Origin of the sequence: Enterococcus sp. DIV1420a (genome assembly GCF_051712165.1) — a bacterium.
Taxonomy (GTDB): Bacteria; Bacillota; Bacilli; order Lactobacillales; family Enterococcaceae; genus Enterococcus; species Enterococcus faecalis.
Genome location: NZ_JBIOOI010000001.1, coordinates 206,066 through 227,874, shown reverse-complemented (window position 1 = coordinate 227,874; position 21,809 = coordinate 206,066). Strand labels below are relative to the sequence as shown.

The 21,809-nt window shown below is 33.4% G+C and carries 30 protein-coding genes; all 30 read left to right on the top strand.

From position 1 onward, the window contains the following. The first annotated feature begins 8 nt into the window (after positions 1-8). Positions 9-557 carry a hypothetical protein gene (locus IGI80_RS01270; protein ID WP_438722435.1) on the top strand — a complete coding sequence of 183 codons (549 nt, stop codon included), beginning with the start codon at positions 9-11 and terminating at the stop codon, positions 555-557. Between the two features lie 2 nt (positions 558-559). Beyond that, positions 560-853 carry a hypothetical protein gene (locus IGI80_RS01265; RefSeq protein WP_010827739.1) on the top strand — a complete coding sequence of 98 codons (294 nt, stop codon included), beginning with the start codon at positions 560-562 and terminating at the stop codon, positions 851-853. After that, positions 843-2,039, top strand: a complete 1,197-nt coding sequence (locus IGI80_RS01260) for an SNF2-related protein (protein ID WP_438723394.1) — start codon at positions 843-845, stop codon at positions 2,037-2,039. The genes IGI80_RS01265 and IGI80_RS01260 overlap by 11 nt, the downstream gene beginning before the upstream one ends. A 1-nt stretch (position 2,040) precedes the next feature. Continuing rightward, a complete protein-coding gene (locus IGI80_RS01255) occupies positions 2,041-2,283 on the top strand; it encodes a hypothetical protein (protein ID WP_438722434.1) in 243 nt (80 codons plus the stop codon). 12 nt (positions 2,284-2,295) lie between these two features. After that, positions 2,296-3,207, top strand: coding sequence for a YqaJ viral recombinase family protein (locus tag IGI80_RS01250; protein ID WP_438722432.1), 912 nt, complete (start codon positions 2,296-2,298; stop codon positions 3,205-3,207). Between the two features lies 1 nt (position 3,208). Continuing rightward, entirely contained in the window at positions 3,209-3,427 is a 219-nt protein-coding gene (locus tag IGI80_RS01245) for a hypothetical protein (protein WP_438722430.1), read from the top strand. 13 nt (positions 3,428-3,440) lie between these two features. Next, the gene (locus IGI80_RS01240) at positions 3,441-3,848 is read left to right on the top strand and encodes a hypothetical protein (protein WP_438722429.1); all 408 of its coding nucleotides are present in this window, start codon (positions 3,441-3,443) and stop codon (positions 3,846-3,848) included. A 1-nt stretch (position 3,849) separates the two neighbouring features. Then, positions 3,850-4,050 (top strand): hypothetical protein, encoded by a 201-nt coding sequence (locus IGI80_RS01235; protein ID WP_057086713.1) that lies wholly within the window; start codon positions 3,850-3,852, stop codon positions 4,048-4,050. A gap of 2 nt (positions 4,051-4,052) precedes the next feature. Beyond that, positions 4,053-4,973, top strand: coding sequence for an AAA family ATPase (locus tag IGI80_RS01230; RefSeq protein WP_438722428.1), 921 nt, complete (start codon positions 4,053-4,055; stop codon positions 4,971-4,973). Between the two features lie 50 nt (positions 4,974-5,023). Then, positions 5,024-5,536 (top strand): hypothetical protein, encoded by a 513-nt coding sequence (locus tag IGI80_RS01225; RefSeq protein WP_438722427.1) that lies wholly within the window; start codon positions 5,024-5,026, stop codon positions 5,534-5,536. A 22-nt stretch (positions 5,537-5,558) separates the two neighbouring features. Continuing rightward, entirely contained in the window at positions 5,559-7,121 is a 1,563-nt protein-coding gene (locus IGI80_RS01220; RefSeq protein WP_438722426.1) for a hypothetical protein, read from the top strand. A gap of 18 nt (positions 7,122-7,139) precedes the next feature. Then, entirely contained in the window at positions 7,140-8,993 is a 1,854-nt protein-coding gene (locus IGI80_RS01215) for a DNA primase family protein (RefSeq protein WP_438722424.1), read from the top strand. Between the two features lie 310 nt (positions 8,994-9,303). Next, positions 9,304-9,723 (top strand): hypothetical protein, encoded by a 420-nt coding sequence (locus IGI80_RS01210; RefSeq protein ID WP_438722423.1) that lies wholly within the window; start codon positions 9,304-9,306, stop codon positions 9,721-9,723. A gap of 158 nt (positions 9,724-9,881) precedes the next feature. Beyond that, positions 9,882-10,031: a hypothetical protein gene (locus IGI80_RS01205; protein ID WP_438722421.1), complete on the top strand. Its 150-nt coding sequence runs from the start codon at positions 9,882-9,884 to the stop codon at positions 10,029-10,031. Between the two features lie 195 nt (positions 10,032-10,226). Beyond that, complete coding sequence (locus tag IGI80_RS01200) at positions 10,227-10,508, top strand: hypothetical protein (protein ID WP_438722420.1); 282 nt, start codon at positions 10,227-10,229, stop codon at positions 10,506-10,508. Positions 10,509-10,545: 37 nt separating this feature from the next. Then, positions 10,546-10,872, top strand: a complete 327-nt coding sequence (locus IGI80_RS01195; protein ID WP_438722419.1) for an HNH endonuclease — start codon at positions 10,546-10,548, stop codon at positions 10,870-10,872. Positions 10,873-10,974: 102 nt separating this feature from the next. After that, a complete protein-coding gene (locus tag IGI80_RS01190) occupies positions 10,975-11,295 on the top strand; it encodes a hypothetical protein (protein WP_438722418.1) in 321 nt (106 codons plus the stop codon). Next, positions 11,282-12,943, top strand: coding sequence for a terminase TerL endonuclease subunit (locus IGI80_RS01185; protein ID WP_438722417.1), 1,662 nt, complete (start codon positions 11,282-11,284; stop codon positions 12,941-12,943). The genes IGI80_RS01190 and IGI80_RS01185 overlap by 14 nt, the downstream gene beginning before the upstream one ends. Positions 12,944-12,965: 22 nt before the next feature. Continuing rightward, positions 12,966-14,252, top strand: coding sequence for a phage portal protein (locus IGI80_RS01180; RefSeq protein ID WP_438723393.1), 1,287 nt, complete (start codon positions 12,966-12,968; stop codon positions 14,250-14,252). After that, the gene (locus tag IGI80_RS01175) at positions 14,236-14,955 is read left to right on the top strand and encodes a head maturation protease, ClpP-related (protein WP_438722416.1); all 720 of its coding nucleotides are present in this window, start codon (positions 14,236-14,238) and stop codon (positions 14,953-14,955) included. Before IGI80_RS01180 ends, IGI80_RS01175 begins: the two co-directional genes overlap by 17 nt. Further along, a complete protein-coding gene (locus IGI80_RS01170) occupies positions 14,955-16,184 on the top strand; it encodes a phage major capsid protein (RefSeq protein ID WP_438722415.1) in 1,230 nt (409 codons plus the stop codon). Before IGI80_RS01175 ends, IGI80_RS01170 begins: the two co-directional genes overlap by 1 nt. A 16-nt stretch (positions 16,185-16,200) precedes the next feature. After that, complete coding sequence (locus IGI80_RS01165; protein WP_438722414.1) at positions 16,201-16,392, top strand: hypothetical protein; 192 nt, start codon at positions 16,201-16,203, stop codon at positions 16,390-16,392. Then, a complete protein-coding gene (locus IGI80_RS01160; RefSeq protein ID WP_438722413.1) occupies positions 16,392-16,688 on the top strand; it encodes a hypothetical protein in 297 nt (98 codons plus the stop codon). The genes IGI80_RS01165 and IGI80_RS01160 overlap by 1 nt, the downstream gene beginning before the upstream one ends. Next, complete coding sequence (locus IGI80_RS01155) at positions 16,688-17,035, top strand: hypothetical protein (protein ID WP_438722412.1); 348 nt, start codon at positions 16,688-16,690, stop codon at positions 17,033-17,035. The genes IGI80_RS01160 and IGI80_RS01155 overlap by 1 nt, the downstream gene beginning before the upstream one ends. Positions 17,036-17,052: 17 nt before the next feature. Further along, positions 17,053-17,463 (top strand): hypothetical protein, encoded by a 411-nt coding sequence (locus tag IGI80_RS01150; protein ID WP_438722410.1) that lies wholly within the window; start codon positions 17,053-17,055, stop codon positions 17,461-17,463. Beyond that, positions 17,453-17,920, top strand: coding sequence for a hypothetical protein (locus tag IGI80_RS01145; protein WP_438722409.1), 468 nt, complete (start codon positions 17,453-17,455; stop codon positions 17,918-17,920). Before IGI80_RS01150 ends, IGI80_RS01145 begins: the two co-directional genes overlap by 11 nt. Further along, the gene (locus IGI80_RS01140) at positions 17,921-18,520 is read left to right on the top strand and encodes a phage tail protein (protein ID WP_438722408.1); all 600 of its coding nucleotides are present in this window, start codon (positions 17,921-17,923) and stop codon (positions 18,518-18,520) included. Positions 18,521-18,534: 14 nt separating this feature from the next. Further along, positions 18,535-18,930 (top strand): hypothetical protein, encoded by a 396-nt coding sequence (locus IGI80_RS01135; RefSeq protein ID WP_438722406.1) that lies wholly within the window; start codon positions 18,535-18,537, stop codon positions 18,928-18,930. Positions 18,931-18,956: 26 nt separating this feature from the next. Further along, a complete protein-coding gene (locus IGI80_RS01130; protein WP_438722405.1) occupies positions 18,957-19,079 on the top strand; it encodes a hypothetical protein in 123 nt (40 codons plus the stop codon). A 15-nt stretch (positions 19,080-19,094) separates the two neighbouring features. Then, positions 19,095-21,806: a phage tail tape measure protein gene (locus tag IGI80_RS01125; RefSeq protein ID WP_438722404.1), complete on the top strand. Its 2,712-nt coding sequence runs from the start codon at positions 19,095-19,097 to the stop codon at positions 21,804-21,806. Positions 21,807-21,809: the final 3 nt, after the last annotated feature.

The window sequence follows — 21,809 nt, the reverse complement described above, 5'->3', positions numbered from 1 at the left end:
AAACGCAAATGACAAAATATTATCACGTAAAAACGCAGGAAGATTTTGACAGTTTAATGGTGTTTTTAGAAGTGCAAGGATATAGATGGTCTAGTGGTAATAAGCCAACTGGAATTGATGTTTTTGAAGTGTATAAAGAAGAACTTGTTATTGGAGCTGATGAAGAACTTAAGGAATTAGCGTTTCAAACTACTGATTATTTCGAGCAAATGGTAGGCGATAAAAAAGTTATCGAATGGACACCAGAGTTAGTAGCATATACAAGTAAGGCCATTTTTTCTGCTATGTGTCAACTGTGGAAAATACTTCCTAGATTACAGGATAACGTTGAGGAAATTTATAAGGCTTTAGAAAAAGCTATGAAAAAAGAAACGATGTATGTAATTCCATTACCTGATTTAAAAACAACCGATGGCACAGCGCAATATTTAAGTTTTAAAAATGGAAGTTGGTTTGCTAGCAGAAAAAATACTTGGTTAAAACAACGTTTCACAGAATCAGAACTGAAAGAAAAAGTACCTGAATTTTATCGTGAACAGGCGGTGGAAGTTGGCTAAAAATGAGTGGACCAGAAAAGAAAGTTGAAAACCAGATAAAAAAATATCTCGATTCTTTAGGTGCCTATTATTTGAAAGTACATGGTTCTATGTATCAACCAGCAGGAACACCTGATGTATTGGCTTGTGTTAATGGTTATTTTGTTGCTATTGAAGTAAAGCGGCCAAGCGGTGGAGTTGTCAGTGCATTACAAAAAAGCAAGCTGAAAAGAATCGAACAAGCAGGAGGGATAAGTATTGTCGCAAGAAGTGTGGACGATGTATCCACAATGCTCAAACAAAGAAATGTTATATGACTTTCAAAAGAAAATAATTGATTCCATCGATGCCAATTATCTATTAGCAATGGATACAGGAACAGGAAAAACAATCACTGCAATTCATCAATATTTGAAGTATGGACGTGGTGAACCAATTTTAATTGTTGCACCTCCGCAGAAAATCAAAGAAGGCGGCTGGCGAAGAGATATACAGGCCGTGTGTGATTTCTACAAGATTGAAATTTCATTTACTGAATTAAGTTATGGGAAATTAACGGATAGTTACAAACTGTATAAAGGTTGGTTTGTCATTTTTGATGAAGCACATTACATCAAGAATTCAACTTCACAACGTGGGAAAGCAGCTGCGAAGTTAACTAAACAATCTAGTCATTTTCTTCTTTTAACAGCAACGCCAGCCAGTAATGGTTGGGAAGATACCTACAACTATTTCATTATGTTTGGTTACTTCAAATCAAAAAAAGAAATGAATGATCAGCATGCGCAATGGGGGACGATGTATCTTGGTACACGGCGAGTACCAAAAATTGAAGGATGGCTTCATGAAGAAAAATTGTATTCAAAATATGATTCTTTCACTATCTCAATATCAAAAGATGAAGCATTAGACTTGCCACCATTGATTTTTGAAGATGTGAAATTTAAGAAGAGTAAAGACTATATGACAGTGGCCAAAGACAGAGTGCTAGGTGATGAAGAATACGACACACCATCTAAATTGGCTCATGGGTTGAGATACTATGCGAACCAAAAAGACAAATTAGACTATGCCCAAATGCTTTGTGAAGGTACAGAAAACAATATCATTATCTTTTATTACTATCAAAAAGAAGTTGAAGCATTGAAGGGAAAAATTAAAAATAAAACATTTTTTGAAGTGAACGGAAAGCATTCTAATTTACCGCCTAAGCAGTCTTGGAAATCATTGAAGAATAGTGTCACTTTTGTTCAATATATGGCTGGTAGCGCAGGAATTGAACTGCAATATGCGAATACAGTTATTTTCTACACACCAACTTATTCTTATCAAGATTATAGTCAAGCGCTGGGCCGAGCTTATCGTAATGGCCAAACTAAGAAAGTAACGGTTTATCGTTTTATAACACAGCAGACAATTGAGCAAGCCGTTTACCAAGCATTAGAAAACAAAGAAGATTTTTCAGAAGAATTGTATATGACTACAAGAATGGGAAGTGAGTAATATGGAAGATAAAACAAATTGGTTAGAAATCAAATTAACTTTTTTTAAGTCTACAGGAAAATTTTATTCGGAAGAATTAGTGTTTATTCCAAATAAATTATCTTTGTATGATCGAAGAAAGTTTTTAGAAGAATATATAGAAAGCATTGATGGTAATGAAGTGTTCACATATGTTTCATTAGATTCAAGCGTAATTGGATATCCCTATATGCGTTGTGCAAAAAAAGATTGGTATGAAAATTAAAGGAGGAATAGCATGTTTGGTGTGCAGAAACAAGATAAAAATGTAACTGAAAAACGTACACAATATGTCGGTGGTTCAGATGTACCAGTCATTCTTGGTCTTTCAAAATATAAAACACAATTTGAATTGGCCAAAGAAAAAGCTGGCATTGTAGTACCAGAACAAATTAGCAATCCGTATATAAACTTTGGTAACAAAATGGAACCAACTATACGTGAATACATTAATACCATGAATAGCTTAAATTTTCATCCAGAAACATTTATAGATAAGGATGACTATATTCGTTCAAATGTTGATGGTATTGATAACGAAAATAAAATTTTATTAGAGATTAAAACTCATGGAACAAAACCAACAGTTGCCGTTTACGAAGCCCAAATGCAGCTTTATTTTCATCAAACAGGTTGTGATTATGGCTGGTTGGCAATGTATCGAAGACCAACAGATTTTGATTTGGAATTTGATTCTTCATTATTGAAAATTAAAGAAATTGAACGCGATGAAGGACAAATTGAAAAGATTTTGGATGCAATTGAAACTTTTTGGATCCGTGTGGAATATTTAAAAGAAAAACCTGATATGACTGAAACTGAATATTATTCTGTCGGGAATGATGTAAATAAATTAGTTGCACGTGTAGAACGATTTGAACTTGAAATGTTGGACTTTAACAAGAAAGTTAAGCAATTAAAAGAACAACAAAAAGAGTTCCGCGAACTTCTTTACAAAAAAATGGAAGAACAAGATATTAAAAGTATTGATACTGGTGACGTTGTGATTACTCGTATTTTACCAACTATTCGTGAATCAGTTGATAGTACAACGTTAAAAAAAGAAAAGCCTGATATTTACAACAAGTATTTAAAAAAATCACCAGTTAAAGGTTTTATAAAAATTACAGAAAGCAAAGGGGAAAAATAACATGATTAGACCATTGAAGAAAACAAGCAAATTCTATGCATCAACTAGAAAAGAAGCTGATGATCATATTGAAAAAATGATAAAGGAATCAGATGGGATTGTTGTTGGACAAAAAGTCATTCAAAAAGAACATAAAGAAGCAGGTACTTACTATGAATTTGAAGTGACTGAAGAGCTGAACCGCAGTAAAGACATATTGGATAACGGGTTTCTTTCATAAGGAGGATTTGATAATGATTTATCCTGAATTAAAAGAAGTAGTTGAAAAAGAAGGAAATGAGAAGGATTTTGAGTACAAAGGTTATCTATGTCATATCAGACGTGTAGGTGTTCCTTACATGGGGCATTTATGTGGATATATTGAAATCCCAAAAGGTCATGAACTTCATGGCATGACTTACGATGAGATCGAAGATCATTATAATTATGAATTACCAGCACACGGTGGGTTAACTTTCAGTACAGAAGTTGATAATAGCTATTGGATTGGTTTTGATTGTGCACACTATGGTGATTTATGCCCGATGTTTTTAGATGGCTATGATAAATTTAGAAGCGGATGCGATGTATATAGAAACATGGAATTTGTTGAAAACAATATAAAAAAAATAGTTGATTTTATTTTTAAGGAGGATTTTTAGCATGAGTATTTTAAAAGTTGGTCAAACAGTAAAGTTAATTTCAAAACTTGATAAGGGCTTAGATGCTGAAGTGGGAGATATTGGTGAAATTAAGGAACTTACAACTGATCCTGAATATTCAGTGAATGTCTATTGGTTTGAGCGTGAAGAAATTGAAGCAGTCCATCCTAGTGAAATTGCTATTTTTAAGGAGGAAAAATAAATATGAGTATTCTACCAGAAAATAAACCACAAACACCAAAAGATACACCACGTAATTATTTTATATGGGGTCCTACAATGGGCGGAAAATCTTTTCTAGCTTCACAATTTCCAAACCCAGTCATTTTTAACACTGATGGAAATGCAGAAGCAAACACCGTTCCTTCGGTTCAGCTTAGAAATATTAAAGACACGAATGGTAAGATCAAGCGTTCAGTGATTGATCAGTTAGACAAATTGATTACTGCATTACAAACAGAAAAACACACTTATGAAACAGTAGTTCTTGATGTAATTGACGACATTGTAGTAATGATTGAGCAATACATTTGTGACAAAGAAGGCGTTGAAACTTTGGGTGATATACCTTACGGAAAAGGGTATGCAGCTTTTACAAACATTTTTCAACAGCTAGTGATTGAATTAAAATCTTTACCAATGAATGTGATTTATATTTCAAGAAATGCAACAAAACTTGAAGGGACAACGGAAATAGAAATTCCTTCATTGAAAGAAAAACATCAAAACATCGTAAATGGTAACTGTGATTTGTCTATTCAATGTAAAAAAGTTGGGAAGAACTATATTAGAGTTGCAAAGGCACGCCGTAAAGACTATATGCGTGATCAAGTAGATGACAAAACCATTTTAGCTATTTTAGACACAATCACAGGTGTTTTTGGACGAACACCGAAAACAACGAAGAAACAGCAGAATGAAATTGTGAAGCAATTGGAACAAAATGAAGATGTGCTGAAACCAACGGATGAAGATACACCCAGTGAAAAAGCAACTGAAGAAGTTAGCGAAACTAAGCCAACTAAACAAAAGGCAAAAGCGACAGCACCAGTTAATCAAGCGGCATCTAAAGTGGAACCAGCAAAAACAGCGATTGTTCAACGCCGTATCAAACCAAAAATCTAAAAAACAACAAAAAAATAAAACTAAAAATATATTGAAAAGAGGAATTTAACATGGGATTAAAAGATTTAGCAAATGAAGTATTAGCAGGATTCGATCCAAAAACAGACGATCCAAACGCAGGTGGATTCGAAGGATTATCTGATGGTGAATATGATGTAACGTTGGAAAAAGTAGAACACAAAGTATTTAACAGCGGTTGGGAAGCTTTGTCTTTCACTAATGAAGTAACTGTTGGAGAAGCTGCAGGACGAAAAGAATTTATCAGTTTAGGATTTGATGAAAGCGCAGTGCCATCTTTTGTGCTAAACAAAAACATTAAATTAGTAGGGAAATTAGCGAGTGTTGTTGGTTTACAATTAACCGATGATGATTGGGAAGATGAAGAAACACTAGCAAGAGCCTTTCAAGATGTAATTGGCAGCCAATATATTTTAGTGGTATCCTCATCAACAAATAAAAAAGACCAGTCAAAACCATATAAAAATTATGATTTTGTTGCGTATGAAGATGAACCAGAAACCACTGATGTTATTGATATTTCTGATGAAGATTTGCCATATTAAAAATTAGAAAGGGGTCTGGTCAATGTTTACTTTTTACTGGTTATACCAAAATAAAAATGATTGGCTAGCAGTTTTCAAAACAGATAACACGTACACGACCGCAAATGACAGAGAGAGCCTAACACAGGCTCTTTCATCTGTCACTTATCTTGTTAGCTATGGAAACCATCGTGGAACAGACAAATTTTTGGCCAAAATTTTAACTGATGGAAAAAGTTCATTTTTACAAAAACAGCTTTGTATTGATTTAAGTCAAGAAGCTAGGAATTGTACTATCGAAGAAATAGCATTTAATCTACGTATGGATATTTCAGCGCAAACGTTAGAAGAATTTTGTAAGAAACGAATTGACGTATGCGAAAAGATTTTTGAAGAACGTGAAGAATATTTAGAAACAAAATTCGAGATAGTCAAAGAATTTAATTTATCACCACGATCTGTGACAAAAACACGTGCGAATTTAGCTGCAGAAATTTTACAAGCTAAGAAAATGCCGAAGCGGCCAAATATTTTATTTTTTGATATTGATAAAAATGTACCTAAGCATGAACTACCTGACCGCGTGTTAAATTTCTATGAATCAATAAAAAATAGCTATAAGAATACGCTAGAGGAAAAACTCAAAACGGAAAAGTTCAAGATGACATTAGCAGGATTAACGCATATCTACGGTTTTGGTGGCTTGCATGCAGCAAAAGAAAAATACAAAGGAAACGGACGTTTTCTACTTATAGATGTGAAGCAGTTCTTTCCAACTATTATTTTGAATAATAATTTTCTAAGTAGAAGTATAAAAAATCCTAGTGCTTTTTCTGATTTGTACGATAAAAAAGTTCAGACAGAAAAACTAACTTACAAGACGTTAATTAACGCAGTGAATGGATCAATGAATAATCCTTATTCAGCTATGTACGATCCACAAAAGTTTTTTTCAGTAACGGTCAGTGGGCAATTAATAATTACGCATTTAATTTTAGTTTTGGAACACTTTGTTGAAGAATTAATTCAAACTAACACTGACGGCATTCTTGTAAAGATAAATCCAATCATGGAGCCACTGATTCGGGATTTATTAAATCGTTGGTGTGAACAAGTGCATGTGAATGTATCTATCACATCAATAAAACAGGTGTGGCAAAAAGCGGTTAATGATTATGTGTTTCAAACAACTGATGGTGATTTTATTCGTAAAGGAATATTTGCACCACCTACTTATCTATCTAATAATATGCCAATTGTCAGTGCTGGTGTATTTGCAAATGTAGTTGCTAACATCAAACCACAAGATTTTGTTATCCAGCAATTCAAAAGTGGCGATATTGAAGATTTTTATTATATTGGTAAATTACAAGGCGATTTTGAACACATCGAACAAAGAGTAAATCAAACGTACAAACGAATAAATAATACAGTGTGTGGAATTGCAACCACGAACAAAAAATGCGGTGGTGTTTTTCAAGTAAAAAAAGACCTACACTCGAAATTACCTGGATCACCAGATAAATTTTTATCTTCGAGTGTGGCCACAAAAAAAGATATTGATGTTCAGTGGTACATTAAACAAATTGAAAAAAATATTTTCTAAGGCAGGTGAAAAAATAGTGTGTTAAATTTTATAAAATTAAGCCCAGGGGAGAAAAAGCCAGATCAAAAAAGTTTGGATGATTTCTATACTGATTTATCAAAACTTGATAATGCAGCTGTTTTGTTAAACAAAGAAACAGTTGTGGTTGATTTTGATGAATTTCCAGAAATTGGCCGTAAGTTATTAGAAAAATATCCAACCATGGCTTTTGAAACCAAGCGTGGTATTCACCTTTACTATAAACGACCTGTCCAAATTAATGGCCATAAAATTCTATTAAAAAACTGGACCAAGAAATTAACGGTTTCAGGTGCGCAAGTTGATTACAAAACAGGTAATAAATCAACAGCAACCATTAAACAAAACGGCCAACTTAGAAAAATGCATGGCACATTTGAAATGTTTGATGATTTACCTGCTTTGCCACTCGAATTATTGCCAGTGAAAGTTAAAAATGTGCTTGCTGGCATGAAAGAAGGAGCAAGAAATAGTTCACTCTATTCTCACTTAATGGCAGTACGCGAAATGTATGAACTCGATTATGATACATTGACAAAGATTGCCGAGTTTATCAATGACGATGTTTATGAAGAATCACTGCCAGTAACTGATATTCATGTATTGGTCAATTCAGTTAGTGAGAAAGAAATTCGTGAACAATTGTACCTCGATCCAAAAGACATGATCATGACGAGTGAAGCATTGGCCCAAGAATTCCAAGTAAAGTTTTTCAATGGTTCAATTTTCCACAAGGAAGATAATTATTGGATTAACGACCGAAATAAGCTGCTAAGGAAAATTGATAAGCGTATAAAACTATTGCCAGCGAAATGGAAACAAATTTTAGACTTGTTACCAGTCAAAGGTGAGTTGATTGAAGCTGCAGATTTTCCAATTCAATTTCGTAATGATTTCATGTTGGATGGTGCAGAAATTATTCCAATGTCAACCAGAGAATTTACGCCTTTCTTTTTAGATGTTGATTACGATCCAGATGCATATGATAAAATAGTCGATGAATTTCTGAACTTTCTTGTTTCAGATAAGAAAGATTTACGCTTAATCGTAGAAGAAATGCTTGGTCATATTTTAATGACTGCAGGTTTTCCGCACAAAGTATTTTTCTTGGTTGGATCATCTGGAGCAAACGGAAAATCCACTTTTTTAGAAATGCTCAATTCATTTATTGGTGATTTAGGTTTAAACCTGGCATTGGAACAATTCAACGACCAAACTTCCGTGATGGAATTAGAGGGCAAGCTTGTAAACATTGGAGATGATATTGATGCCGGCTATATGGAAAAATCAATGAATTTCAAAACGTTGGCATCAGGAAATACCATCATGGTTCGGCCAATTTATTCCAAGCCATACAAATTAAAGAATAAAGCAACGTTAATTTTTACGGCAAACGAAATGCCAACGTTTAAAGACAAATCAGGTGGGATTGCTCGTCGTGTAGTAATTATTCCATGCGACAACAAAGTAAAAAAATCAGACCCAAAAATTGATGAAAAATTATCTTCAGATAATGCAAAATCATATTTATTGAATATCGCTTTAAATGCAATGGAGCGAATTAATAACAATGGCGGCCAACTTTCTTCTTCCGAAACCGTCGCGAAAGTTACAGAAGAATATTTTGTTGAAAGTGATTCTATTTTAACGTTTATTCATCAATGTGGGATTGACGAGAACATGACAACAAAAGGTGTTTATGATGAATACTTGAAAACTTGTGAAGAATCTGGAAATAAGCCATATACACAAACAAAATTTACTCAACGTCTGAAATCTTTAGGTTATGAAAAAACACAACGCAGAATGATGGGGAAAAGATATTTTTATTATAAATCTAATGAAACAGAATAAAAGCCACACTTTTTGTAAAAAGCCATACTTTGTACACACTTTTTTGTAAAAGTATGGCTCGTATAAACCATTGGTACTATTGACTTTATATACTACTGTCCATACTTTTCATACTTTTTTTAATTACTTAAAGAAAAAAAGAAGAATAATAGTATATATATTATATATATAAGATAGTCAAAAAAGTGTGGCTTCTGTGGCTAACAAGTCAAAACCGTTGAGGGAGTAGGAGTTTATTCGGCCACACTTTCAAAATAAAAGTATGTACAAAGTGTGGCTGGCCACACTTTTTAGAATAAGGGGTGAGAAATTGAAAGACGAAACAAAAAAGAAAAAATATTTTCTTAAACGTTATCGAAACTATCTTACAAGGATTAATCGCTTGGAAGAACAACTTGCCTCCGTAAATGAACGATTAGTAGGATTACAGTCAAAAGTAATGACCGATATGCCTGGTGGAGGATTACCAATAACAAAAGATGATTTGTTAGAAAAGAAAGAAGAGCTTCAACATAGAATTTATACTTTAACAAACACATCCAAAAAAGTAAGACGAGAAATTTTAGATTGTATTGATGCGCTTGATGATTTTCGCTTTGCTGAAATACTTGAAGAATATTTTATTGAAATAAAAACACTAGAAGAAATTGCGGAAGAGAATCATTATTCAATAAGACATTGTGGTTTTCTATATGCTAAAGCTTTAGAAACAATCAACGTTGATGAGTAAAACACTTCATTTTTATAGCATTTTTAGTTCATTTTTATAACACTTTTATCTCATGTTTATATCTAAAAAAATGAGGTACTATGATATTGTCAAAAAAATATCAAAGACGGCAGCTATTCATTTAGTTGTCGTCTTTTCATTTTGAAAGGGGAATTAAGATGTTTAAATTCAAATTGAAAAACGGAATTACCGGAACAGCAACACCAGCAGGTAGGGTACACAAAGTAGTATTCAGTAATGGCGTGGAAACAAAAGTAGATAATAAGCTTGTAGAGAAGTATGTAAATAATGGAACATGGAAGAAATAGCAGTCTCTTTGCGAGGCTGTTTTATTTTTCGCACAAAAAAACCGCTAGACTTGCTAGCTAGCGGCTGGGTAGTTAAGTTATGTCTAGATAACAAGCAATGTTAATTAGTCGGAGTGGCTACCCGATAAAAATATACCAAATAAACTAATGATTGTCTTTAAAAGGACGTGTGCCATGGACAGAAGGAGGGACAACATGCCGGATTATTACAACGAAAAACATTATCCTAGCCCGACACAGTTTGAAGCAGAGAAGCGCATTGAACAGGGAAATTATTGGTACATAGCTTTAGATGAAATTCATCTTGATAGTGCACGGATCAAGAGTATTCAACGCTTAACGAACGCAACCATTGTCGAGTTTGGCACTGAAGTCACACCAGCTGAAATTGATCGTTACAAGTTGGTTTACTGCGGTCATGGTCGTTGGAAGGATAAGCACGTACAGAAGCATTTGAGAAAGTATGTAACGAGTTAATTACAAAACAACACAGATTGTGAGGTGGTGTCGATGGATGGCTAAAGAAATTGATTATATGAATCTAGCAATGTATCGAAAAATATTGAAATGGATTGATGAAAATAAACTAGTTAAGTTTTATCAAACTAAAACATGGCTGAAAGTCAGAAAAATTGTAATTAATATGAATGGTGGAAAGTGCGCTCAATGTGGTAATAAAGCTCATATGGTTCACCATTTAAAGAAAGTCAAAGAATTTCCATCTTTAGCATTATTATTATCAAACTTAGAGCCTTTATGTAATTCATGTCACAACAAAGAACATCCAGAAAAATTATCAGCTTTTAAAAAAAAGAAATTCAAGAATGAGGAGCGCTGGTAGTCCCCCGATCTAAAGCAAATGCAAATTCTTTTAGGAGGAACACGAAACGGGAAGGGGTGGTGCCAAAAGAAAAAATTTCGCGCGCATGATAGGGGGGGTTAGATGCCAAAATTAACGCGAGAAGCCCGTAAAATAAAGCTTAAAGCAAGATTGATAAATCAATTGGAACGTGATGGAAAGACCGCAAACTATTGGTATGATTTGGTTTTGGACTACTTAACTTTTTGGGAAATCAAAGAGAAACTAAAAATTGATATTGAGCGAAATGGAGTAATGGTTGTTATTAAAAATGGTTCTCAAAAATTTCGTAAACGAAATGATGCAGTTGTTGAGTTACCAAAAATTCATAAGCGAATGACAGATATTTTAGAAATACTGGATATTAAGCCAATTGAAGAAGTAGATGACAATGACGACTATTGAAGGTAAAACATTTCCTAAATTTCCTAACAAATATCATCATGCAATTTCTGAGTGGATGTATTTAGTTGAATCTAGGGAAATTGAAACTTGTCAGGAACAAAAAGAACTAATGCCACTAGTAAGAGAAAAATTAGATCGTGAAGATGTATTTATTGATAATAAAAAGATTGAGAAAGTTATTAAACGTTCAGAAAAATATTTTTTCACATTACACCCTTTTCAAAAATTTTTTATCTCTTTTGTAGTTGGTGTATATTATTCAGATCAAACGCTAGTTTTTGATGAATATCTTTTTCTATCGGGAAGGGGTACAGGGAAGAATGGATTAATCAGTGCGTTAGTCTTTAGCTTACCAGAAATTAATAATATAAATAAATATAATGTTGACATAGTAGCAAATACTAAAGATCAAGCACAGACAAGTTTTGAAGATGTTTTCGATGTCATTGATGAATCAGTTAAATTACAAAAACATTTTAAACATACAAAATCTGTTATTACGCATAAAAAATCACGTTCAAAGATAAAATATCACACTAGTAATGCCCGTACGAAAGATGGATTACGACCAGGCGCGATAATTTTTGATGAAATTCATGAATATGAAAACGAGGACTTAATTAATGTATTTTCATCAGCGTTAGGTAAAGTGGCATTTCCCAGAATCTTTTATTTAACAACAGACGGATATATTCGTGGTGGCTTTTTGGATAGTATAAAGGACTTAGTTAAAAGAATTTTTGCAGGAGAAACAAAGAGTTCAAAATTATTTCCATTTATTTTTAAGCTGGATAATTTAGAAGAAGTTCATGATAAAAAGAACTGGATTAAAGCTATTCCGAGATTACTTTACGATAAGATTTTAATGGCCCAAGTCGAGAAAGAATACAATAAAGCTTTAGAATCTCCTTCTAAAATGATTGAATTTTTGACGAAAAGGATGAATATACCTATACAAGATGCTTTTGCTGCAGTTGCCGAATGGAAAGATATCTTAGCTACAGAACAAGAAATACCTGATTTGACTTCTGTACCATGTGTAGGTGGAATTGATTATGCAGATATACGTGACTTTGTTTCATGCGGTTTATTATTCCGTATTGGTGAAAAACGTTATTTTATTCAGCATACATTTATCTGCCATAGGTCATTAAGAGTTACTAAATTTAAATTTGATATTGATCGGGCAGTACGGGAAGGATACGCAACGATTATTAATGATGACATGGTTAAACCAGAATATTTAGCACAATGGTTTTTGGAGCAGCGAAAGAAATACAGAATTCAAAAAATTGCGGCTGATTCTTGGCGATATTCAGCTTTGAAAGACAAATTCGAAGAATACGGTATTGATATAGAACAAGTTCGTAATGGACCTATTACACATGGTAAAATTGCCGGTTTAGTGGATAGTTTATTTGCCTTGAAAAATATCGTGTTTGGAAAGGATTTTATGATGCGTTGGTATACAAATAATGTCTATGTAAACTTTGATGCTAAGGGAAATAAAACCTATGAAAAAATAGAACCGAAGACGAGAAAAACGGATGGTTTTATGGCTTTTATTCATGCATTAGTTATTGAGCCGCCATACAAGAAACCAATTAGTAGACCTAATAAAAGGTTAAGAAGTGTTGTAGGAAATTGAAGGGAGTGATGATTTATTGGGAGTGTTAGCGATTAGAGAGTGGCCAATTGTAAAAAATCTATTTGATAATAAGAATTCTGGGACATCTTTTAAGGAAAGAGAAGCGATTTTTATAGAATCTATTAATCATGTTAGGTACAAAAATTATGCGCTAAGTCTTTGTATCAGTAGAATCGCAAATGCTATTTCTTTGTGTGGGTTTCAGACATTTATTAGAGGAAAGCCACATAAAGGAGATATATGGTGGCGGTTAAACTATGAGCCAAATCAAAACCAAAATCAAGCAGATTTTATTTATGATGTAGTCTATAAAATGGTTTATAACTATGAAGATGGGGCATTAATTATTCAATCGAAAACAGGAGAATTAATTGTTGCGGAATACTTTGATGTGGAAAAATTTTCATTTAAACCTAATATTTATAAGAATATTATTTTACCTAGTGGAATGAACTATTCAAAAGTTTTGTATGAACATGATGTTATTAATTTGAAATTTAATAATAGGAAAGTAAAGGAAATTGTGGATCAGGTTTATGAAGATTATGGACGACTTCTAAACGATTCGATTAGAAATTATAATCGTGGAAATGCGATAAAAATGAAATTAAAAATCGCTACACAATTTGAACAGTTTAAGGACAAAGAAATATTTGACAAGGAAGGAAATGTAATCGGAAATGAATACGATGACATTTTAGATGATATCTTCGAAAATAGATTCAAGGCTATTTTTAGCGATAAAGATTCTATTTCACCGCTTGAAGAAGGGCTAGACCTAGATAAAATTGAAGTAGTGCCAGGTAACACTAAAAGTGGTGCCGTAACATCGAGAGACATTACAAGTATTTTTGAAGATATTATTAACCAAGCGGCAGATGCTTTTCATATTCCGCGGGGGATTATTAAAGGAGATACAGCGGATAATGAAGGAATGAGAGAAAGTTTAATTGATGATGCTATCAGACCGATTATTGAAAACTGGCAAACTGAGTTTAATCGAAAATTATATGGCAAAGAAGAATTTATTAAAGGAAATAAATTAACTATTCAAACCGATTTTATATTTACAAAAGACCCAATTTCGTTTGCAAATGCGGCAGAAGCCTATTTACGGATTGGTGTTTACTGTGTCAATGATATTCTTCAAAAATTAGGAGAAGAAATTATTGATGAGTCATGGGCATGGAAACATTATATAACGAAAAATTATGAAAACATTAATCAGAACACTGAAGAAATTAAAAGTGCGATCAATAAATTAATGACTTATTTAGGAAGGAGTGAATCGCTTGAAACAGTTACTTAAAACAAAAAGTTTAAGATTAGGAACAATTAAAACAAAAGTACAAACAGCTATTAATGCTAGTGATGAAGCAAACCTTTATTTGCATGGTGATATTGGCGATAGCTGGTGGGGAGAAGGTGTAACAGCTAGAAAAGTAATTCAGGCATTGGATGGTATTGAAACGGACAAAGTAAGAGTACACATTAATACTTATGGTGGTGACGTTTTTGAGGGAATTGCTATCTACAATATTTTGAAGGAATCGGATAAAAATATTATTACGTATATTGACGGAATAGCAGCAAGTGCCGGTTCGCTAATTGCTTTAGCAGGAACCAAATTAGTAATGCCGATTAATTCACAATTGATGATCCACAATCCTTGGACTTATGCTGTAGGAAACGCGGATGATTTGGATAAAGTGGTAAGCTCTTTAAGAGCAACTGAACAATCTATAATTGCAACATATATGCAAAAATTCATTGGAAATGAAGATGAAATAAAAGAATTGTTATCCGCTGAAAAATTTATGACTGCAGAAGAAGCAGTAGCGTTTGGTTTTGCTGATGAAATTGTTGAAAATAGTATTAAAGACAACCAATCAGCTTCTATTACAGAAAAATTAATGAGTAAATATGGGAAGCATTACGGAGCTAAAGTAAGTGAAACACAACCTAATCTATTAAAAAATTTTATGAATTTATTTGAAGGAGGAACTAAATAATGTTTAACAGTGATTTAGTGAAAGAAAAATTAAGTGAACAACGTGCTGATTTCTTTAATGCAATGAAAGGTGATGACGAAAAAGCACAAGAACAAGCGCTAGATGCATTCTTAGCAGGTATTCAAAGCGTTGTCGTATCAGAAGCAGAAAAAGTTTTTGAAGAAGAAGGAGAAAAATATACGGATGAAAGTGTTCTCGTTTCTCGCGGAGTTATGAAACCAATGACTTCTGTAGAAAGAAAATATTTTAATGCGGCTGTTGAAAAACAAAGTCTTGATAAATTAGACGAAGCGTTCCCAGAAACTTATGTAGAAGATATTTTTTCTAGACTTACTGAAGAACATCCATTGATTTCAAAAGTAGATGCGCAATCAACTGGGGCATTGTTTAAATATATGTACGCAGATCCAACAAAAACAACGGCCTTTTGGGGAACGATTCCAGACGATATTAAACAGATTCTTATTAAGAGTATCAAAGTTATTAATTTTGAAACAAGTAAGCTCTCAGGATTTGTTCCAGTAGTGAAGGGATTCTTTGCATTAGGACCAGCATGGTTGGCAAAATATGTCTTGACTGTGATGTATGAAATTATGGCTGCTTCTTTAGAGATCGCTATTGTAAAAGGCAATGGTAAAAATCAGCCGATTGGAATGAATAAAAAACTATCTGGAGCAGTAGATGGTGTTTATCCTGATAAACAAAAACATTCTTTAACAAACTTAGATCCTGAATCTTTAGCAGGAGTAAGAGCGGCTTTTGCAAGGGATAAATTAGATAATGGTCCAATTATTGCTCTTGTTCATCCGGTTACGTATTGGACAAAACTATTTCCTAAATTAGCTCAAATGACAGACGATAAGAAATGGGTACTAACACAACTTCCAACAGGGGAAGAAATTGTTCAATCTTATGCAGAAGATGAGAATATTATTACGGTAGGGAATCCCAAGAATTATCTTTTGGCTATCTCCAGTACTACAGAATTAAAAAAATATGAAGAAACATTAGCCATTGAAGATTTAGATTTATTTATCGCCAAATTTACAGGAACTGGTTTAGCGAAGCATCAAGATGCATTCTACGTTTATGACTTATCAGGAATGACAGGGGCTAAGATGCCCGATTCAGATGGTGAAGCAAATATCAAACGTCAACAACCTACAGGGTTATTGAATGAAACATCAGAATCGATAAAGCCAGAAGTGGATGGGACGGAAAGAGTTTAATGAGAGGTGATTTTTAATGGAATATAAAGTTATTCGACCGTTTTATGATAAACAAGACCATGATAAATTATATAGTGAGGGAGATATTTATAATGGTAAAAAAGGGGCAAAGCGAATTTCAGAATTAACAAATCCAGATAAAAACGAATTTAATCAAGTGTATATTGAAAAAATCAAACCCGATGAATCAATAGCAAAGGATTTATAATGGATCAAAGTCAATTATTTAAATCAATTAAAAAGAGCTTAAGAATTTCATTTAATGGATTTGATGAAGAATTAAAAGAACTAATTGATGAAGGCCAGTCTTACTTATGCAGTAAGGCTGGTTCTTTGCCTTTTGAGGAAACAGATACCAGTGACTTAGGTAATCAAGCTAGATCACTGTTAAAAGCTTACTGTAAGTATTATTGGAATGATAATGGGCATCTGTTTGATAAAGATTTTTGTAGTAAAATTTTAGAACTACAAATTGAAGCTGTAAAAGTTAGGAGGAATAGATAATGGGAGAACGTTATGAAAGTTTAAATGCCGGTCTTCTGACTTATGGTAAGAAGCACACACGATTGAGCGTTACAAAAAAAGTGTTGGGTTATGAATTTATTCCCGAAGGAGAACTGTACTTTAATGAGCTGAATGCTAGAGAGCAAGATTATGATTTAGCTAAAGCTAAAGGTAAAGAGCTTGAATTAAAGCTCAAAACATTTTATCCACCATCTTTGCATAAAAAGAATAAACCAAACTATTTGTTAGTAATTGATGGAACGGAATATGAAGCTTTTAAAGTTGATTGTGATCAAGATAAACGGTATTTATTCTGGTATTTATCTAGAATGGGTAATTTAGCATAAAAGGTAGGTAGTTAAAAATGAAAATTGATGATAGAAAGCTAATTGATCATTTGGATAAGTCCAATAAAAAGCTTGTTTCTATTCTAGAAGAGGTTCAACCATTTAAAGTGTTTCAAGACATAATTAGCGATGATTCATTAAATGAAGTAATTGAAACTACCGGGGGATATAACTATTTTAGATTTGAAACTGGCGGTATGAATCTATCAATGGATGAAAATACCATTACTCAAGAATTGCTTATTTCGTTTTATTCAGAAAATAGAGATGACTTGGACGTATTGTCAATTAAAATTATTGCAGCGATGCATGGGAAACTATTTAAGTTTATACGATCAAAAAAATACTTAATCAAAAAAAATAAAGAAGATAAGTATATCGATGAAATTCAGTTTTTCTTTAATAGGAGAATGAAAAATGTCTGCTAATAGTGATTGGAGAACAGATAGTTGGAATGTTAATTTAGTGGAAGTTGATAAATTACAAGAAAAAATGATACAAATTCCTCATCTTTCAGAAGTAGTTATCAACAAAACACTAGAAAACAAGAGTGAACCGCAAACTACAGAATCTATAAAACAACTATTTCCAATTTCAAAAAGAAATCCACAACTACCAATTACCCTAGAAAGTGGTAAAAGAGCAACAGTAGGTCATATCCAAAATGCGGATTCGTTAAAAATTATGCATGAAAATTTAGGGTTTACAGTTCGTCCTAAACCTAACTGGCGGTATATAGTCTATCCAGACTTAGGTATAGGCAATGCTAATCCGTTGCCACAAGAGTTTATGAGAAAAGGAATGGAACGTAGAATTCCAGCTATTACAAAAGAGTTAGAAGAAGCTTTACAAGAAGAAGTTAATAAATATTTAGGAGGAAACTAAATGAATACACAAGTTGTATCAACCTTTACACCGATGGAAATTTCACAAGTATCATTAAAATTCAAAAAGAATGACCAATTAATTTCATTTGGATGCGCCGGAGTTTTGTCATCAGAAACAGAAATGGCCTTTAAACAGGTTAAATGCGGGATTCAAACAATTAAACGCAAAGGGAAACCGGTACAATTAAATGTAAAATTAACTGGTCACGCACGTACAGATACTGTGTTAGCTTTGATTGGATTGAGTAATGAAGGTCTGAAGCCAGGAATTTATTCGTATAACGAAGATAGTTCTTCTGGCGACTTCACATTGACTGCAGATGTTATTGATGATTTTGATGACGTAACGAAACTCGTTGCTTTTCCAAAGTGTACTAGTGAAAGTGGGTTACAATTTACAGTTGATCGAACAGCTGATGAATACCAAATGGTGGAATATTCGTTTACTGCTATGTTTACTAAAATAAATGGGAAATTACGTGCTTATGTAGAAGCGTTTACGGATCAAATTAGCGAAGAAATAGCCAATAAATGGCGGACAAGTTTTTCAGAAGAGCTAGTTTCAGATGCAGCTGATGCAATAACTGAAACAGTTTAAAGAAGGAGATAAAAATGGATAATAAAGAATTAACCCCAGTTACGCACATACTTTTAGGAAATAAAAAAGTGGCAGTAAACCCTAAATTTAATGCTTTTCTTTTACACCAATTAAGAGTAAAAGAAAATTATCGTACTAGATTAGTTTTAAATGCAATGATTCGTGATGAAGAAATTGATGAAATGGCATTGATTGACGCGGTTTTTATTTCATACCGTAATGCTAATCCCGAAGGGTTAACATATATTGAATTTTTGAAGTTATATGAATTAGACGTTGAAGAAGCCGCGCCGCTTTTAACAGCTGTTTTAACAAAGAAAGGGCGTAATCAATTTGCCCAGGAGTTCATGAATAAAACGCCAAAAAAGCAGAAACCAGCCCACTACCGAAAATCAAAATCGAAGAAATAGAAGATTTATATGCCGTCTATGTTATTATGTGCGGTGTAAATGAACATGACTTTTGGCATTTGCCATTACAAGATGTAAATACGATTGCCATGAATAAATTAGCGATTGAAAATTGGCGTTATGCAGAACAAGAAAGAAGAAATAAATAGCGAGGCGGTGAAGATATGAGCAGTGGCGCAGAAGCAAAAGTTACGTTTAAAGCGTTTAATCAAGAATATAAACAAAAAATAAATGAAAATGTGAATGCCGGAAAGTTGTTAAAACAAGACTTAAAGTTAACGCAAGAACAGCTTAAGAACACAGGGACGAATGTTGATAAATTATCTGCCACTTTAACGAGTTTAGAAAAGCAATATACGTTACAAAAAAGCACAACTGAACAAACAAGAAACCAGTTAGAGCTAGTAAAAAAGCAATTTGGTGAAAATTCAGTAGAAGCACAAAAAATGGAGAAAGCATTAAAAAGTGCTGAAATAACTGAACAACAGCTAGCTAATAAAATTAATACAACTAAGAATTCATTAGAACAAGCGGAATCAGCCCAAAGCGGCTATACAGCAAAAGTTACTAAGTTGGAGCAAGAACAAAGAGACTTAGAATTATCCTCTGAACATTTAGCTTCTGAATACAAGTTATTACAAGAAACCACTTTGAAAAATGCAGATGAAGCTGAAAAATTTGCCGCTGCTCAAAAGTATGTTTCTGAACAATCTGAACTAGCTGAGAAAAAAATTGATAGTATGGAACAACAATTATCCGAAGTTCGTAAGGAATATGGTGATAATTCCAAAGAAGCTAAGGAGATGGAAATTAAAGTTAATGAGGCTAAAGTAGCATTTGCTAATTTAGAGGGTGAAGCGAAAGAATTATCTGGTGGATTAAGCAAAACAGGTGATGCAGCACAATCATTAGGCGAAAAACTAGATGCTAGCAATCTAATGGCTGCTGCTGAAGCCTTAAGTGGTATCGGTGATAAATTAAAAGAAATTGGACGCTATGCACAAAATGCTTATAGGGAAGTAGCTGAAGGTGAAGAAGTTATTACCACTAAAACTGGTGCCACTGGTTCAGCTGCTGAGAGTATGATGGCGTCCTACAAAAAATTAACGAATTCAATGGTAGTAGATTCTTTTGAAGATGTCGGCTCAGCCATTGGCGAAATGAATACGCAATTTGGTTTTACCGATGAACAACTAGAACAAACGAGTGAGAACTTATTAAAGTTTGTCCGTATTAATAAAGCGGATATAAGTAAAACAGCTATTGATTCACGAAAAGCGATTGAAGCTTATAATCTTTCTTATGATGATTTTAACCACGTATTAGATGTAACAACTAAGGTAGCACAAAATACCGGCCAATCAGTGGATAAATTATTTGATAACGCAATTAAAGGAGCGCCACAAATAAAAGCTCTCGGATTAAGTTTTGATGAGGGCGTACAACTGTTAGGACAATTAGAACAAGCAGGGGTAGATTCAGGCGCAACGTTAAGTGGATTGTCAAAAGCGACTGTTTTATATGCTAAAGATAATAAATCGTTAGCTCAAGGACTTAATGAACTTCAGGATAAAATTAAAAATGCTACGAGTGAAACAGAAGCGATTAATGCTGCTAGTGAAATATTCGGTTCAAAAGGCGGACCACGTATGGCGGATGCAATTAAGCGCGGAGCATTAAATTTAGAGGATTTAGCTAGTATCGCTATAGAAAGCAATGGTACGGTAGCTGAAACATTTGAAAATATTTTAACCCCGATTGATGCACAGCAACTAGCGATGCAAAACTTAAAAAATGTTATGGCTGATTTAGGTAAAGAATTAGCATTAGTACTGGAGCCGATTCTAACGGCATTAATTCCATTAATACAAGGTTTTGCCAATTGGTTTAGCAATTTGCCAGGTCCAGTAAAGTCACTTGTTATTATTATCGGTATATTAATTGTTGCTTTTACCGCATTGATGCCAATAATAGCAGCGCTAGTAGTTTCTGTTGGTATATTAGCCAGCCCTTGGACGTTAGTTGTTATTGCCGTCTTAGCAGTGATTGCTATTTTAATTTATTTATATGTGAAATTTGAATGGGTAAGAGAAGGAATTAAAGCATTTATTTTATTTCTTAAAGATGTTTTTGTAGTAGGTTTTGATTTTATTGTAGATACAATTAAGGGGTATTTAGATGCAACCATTCAAAATTTTATGAATTTTTTCAATGCGGGTAAAAAAATATTCAATGGATTTATTGATTTTTTTGTAGGTGTGTTTACTGGTGATTGGAAAAAGGCTTGGCACGGGTTAAGTGATATTGTCAGTGGTATCTTTGATGGTTTTATTGCACTACTTAAGACACCATTAAATTATATGATTGGATTGTTAAACGCCTTTCTTAAAGGCTTAAATAATATTAAGTTGCCCAAATGGGTTCCAGGTATAGGCGGAAAAGGGTTTAATATACATCCAATTCCGTTGCTAGCTAAAGGTGGTTCTTTTATTAATGGAGCGGCAATTGCTGGTGAAGCAGGACCAGAACTTATTACAGCAAGAAATGGAGTTACTAAAGTAACGCCTTTAAGTGCTAATGAAAGATCATCAGGAATGTTAGGGAAACTAATAAATCTATTTCAAGGAAAAGGCAATGTGCCTATTTTACAAGGCTTGCAAGAAGCAGCGACTTTAAGGATAAATCAAACTGAAACCAATCAGAGTGATAACAAGAGACTAGAATATTTGTTAGAAACATTGATAGAAGTTGTAGAAGCTAAAAAAATCACTTATGAAGGAATGTATAGACAATCATCAAGTGGTTTTGAAAAATTTGATAGTATTAACCGAGCTATGGCATCTTCTGAAGCTATGATAAATCTTGGGTTTAATTAGGAG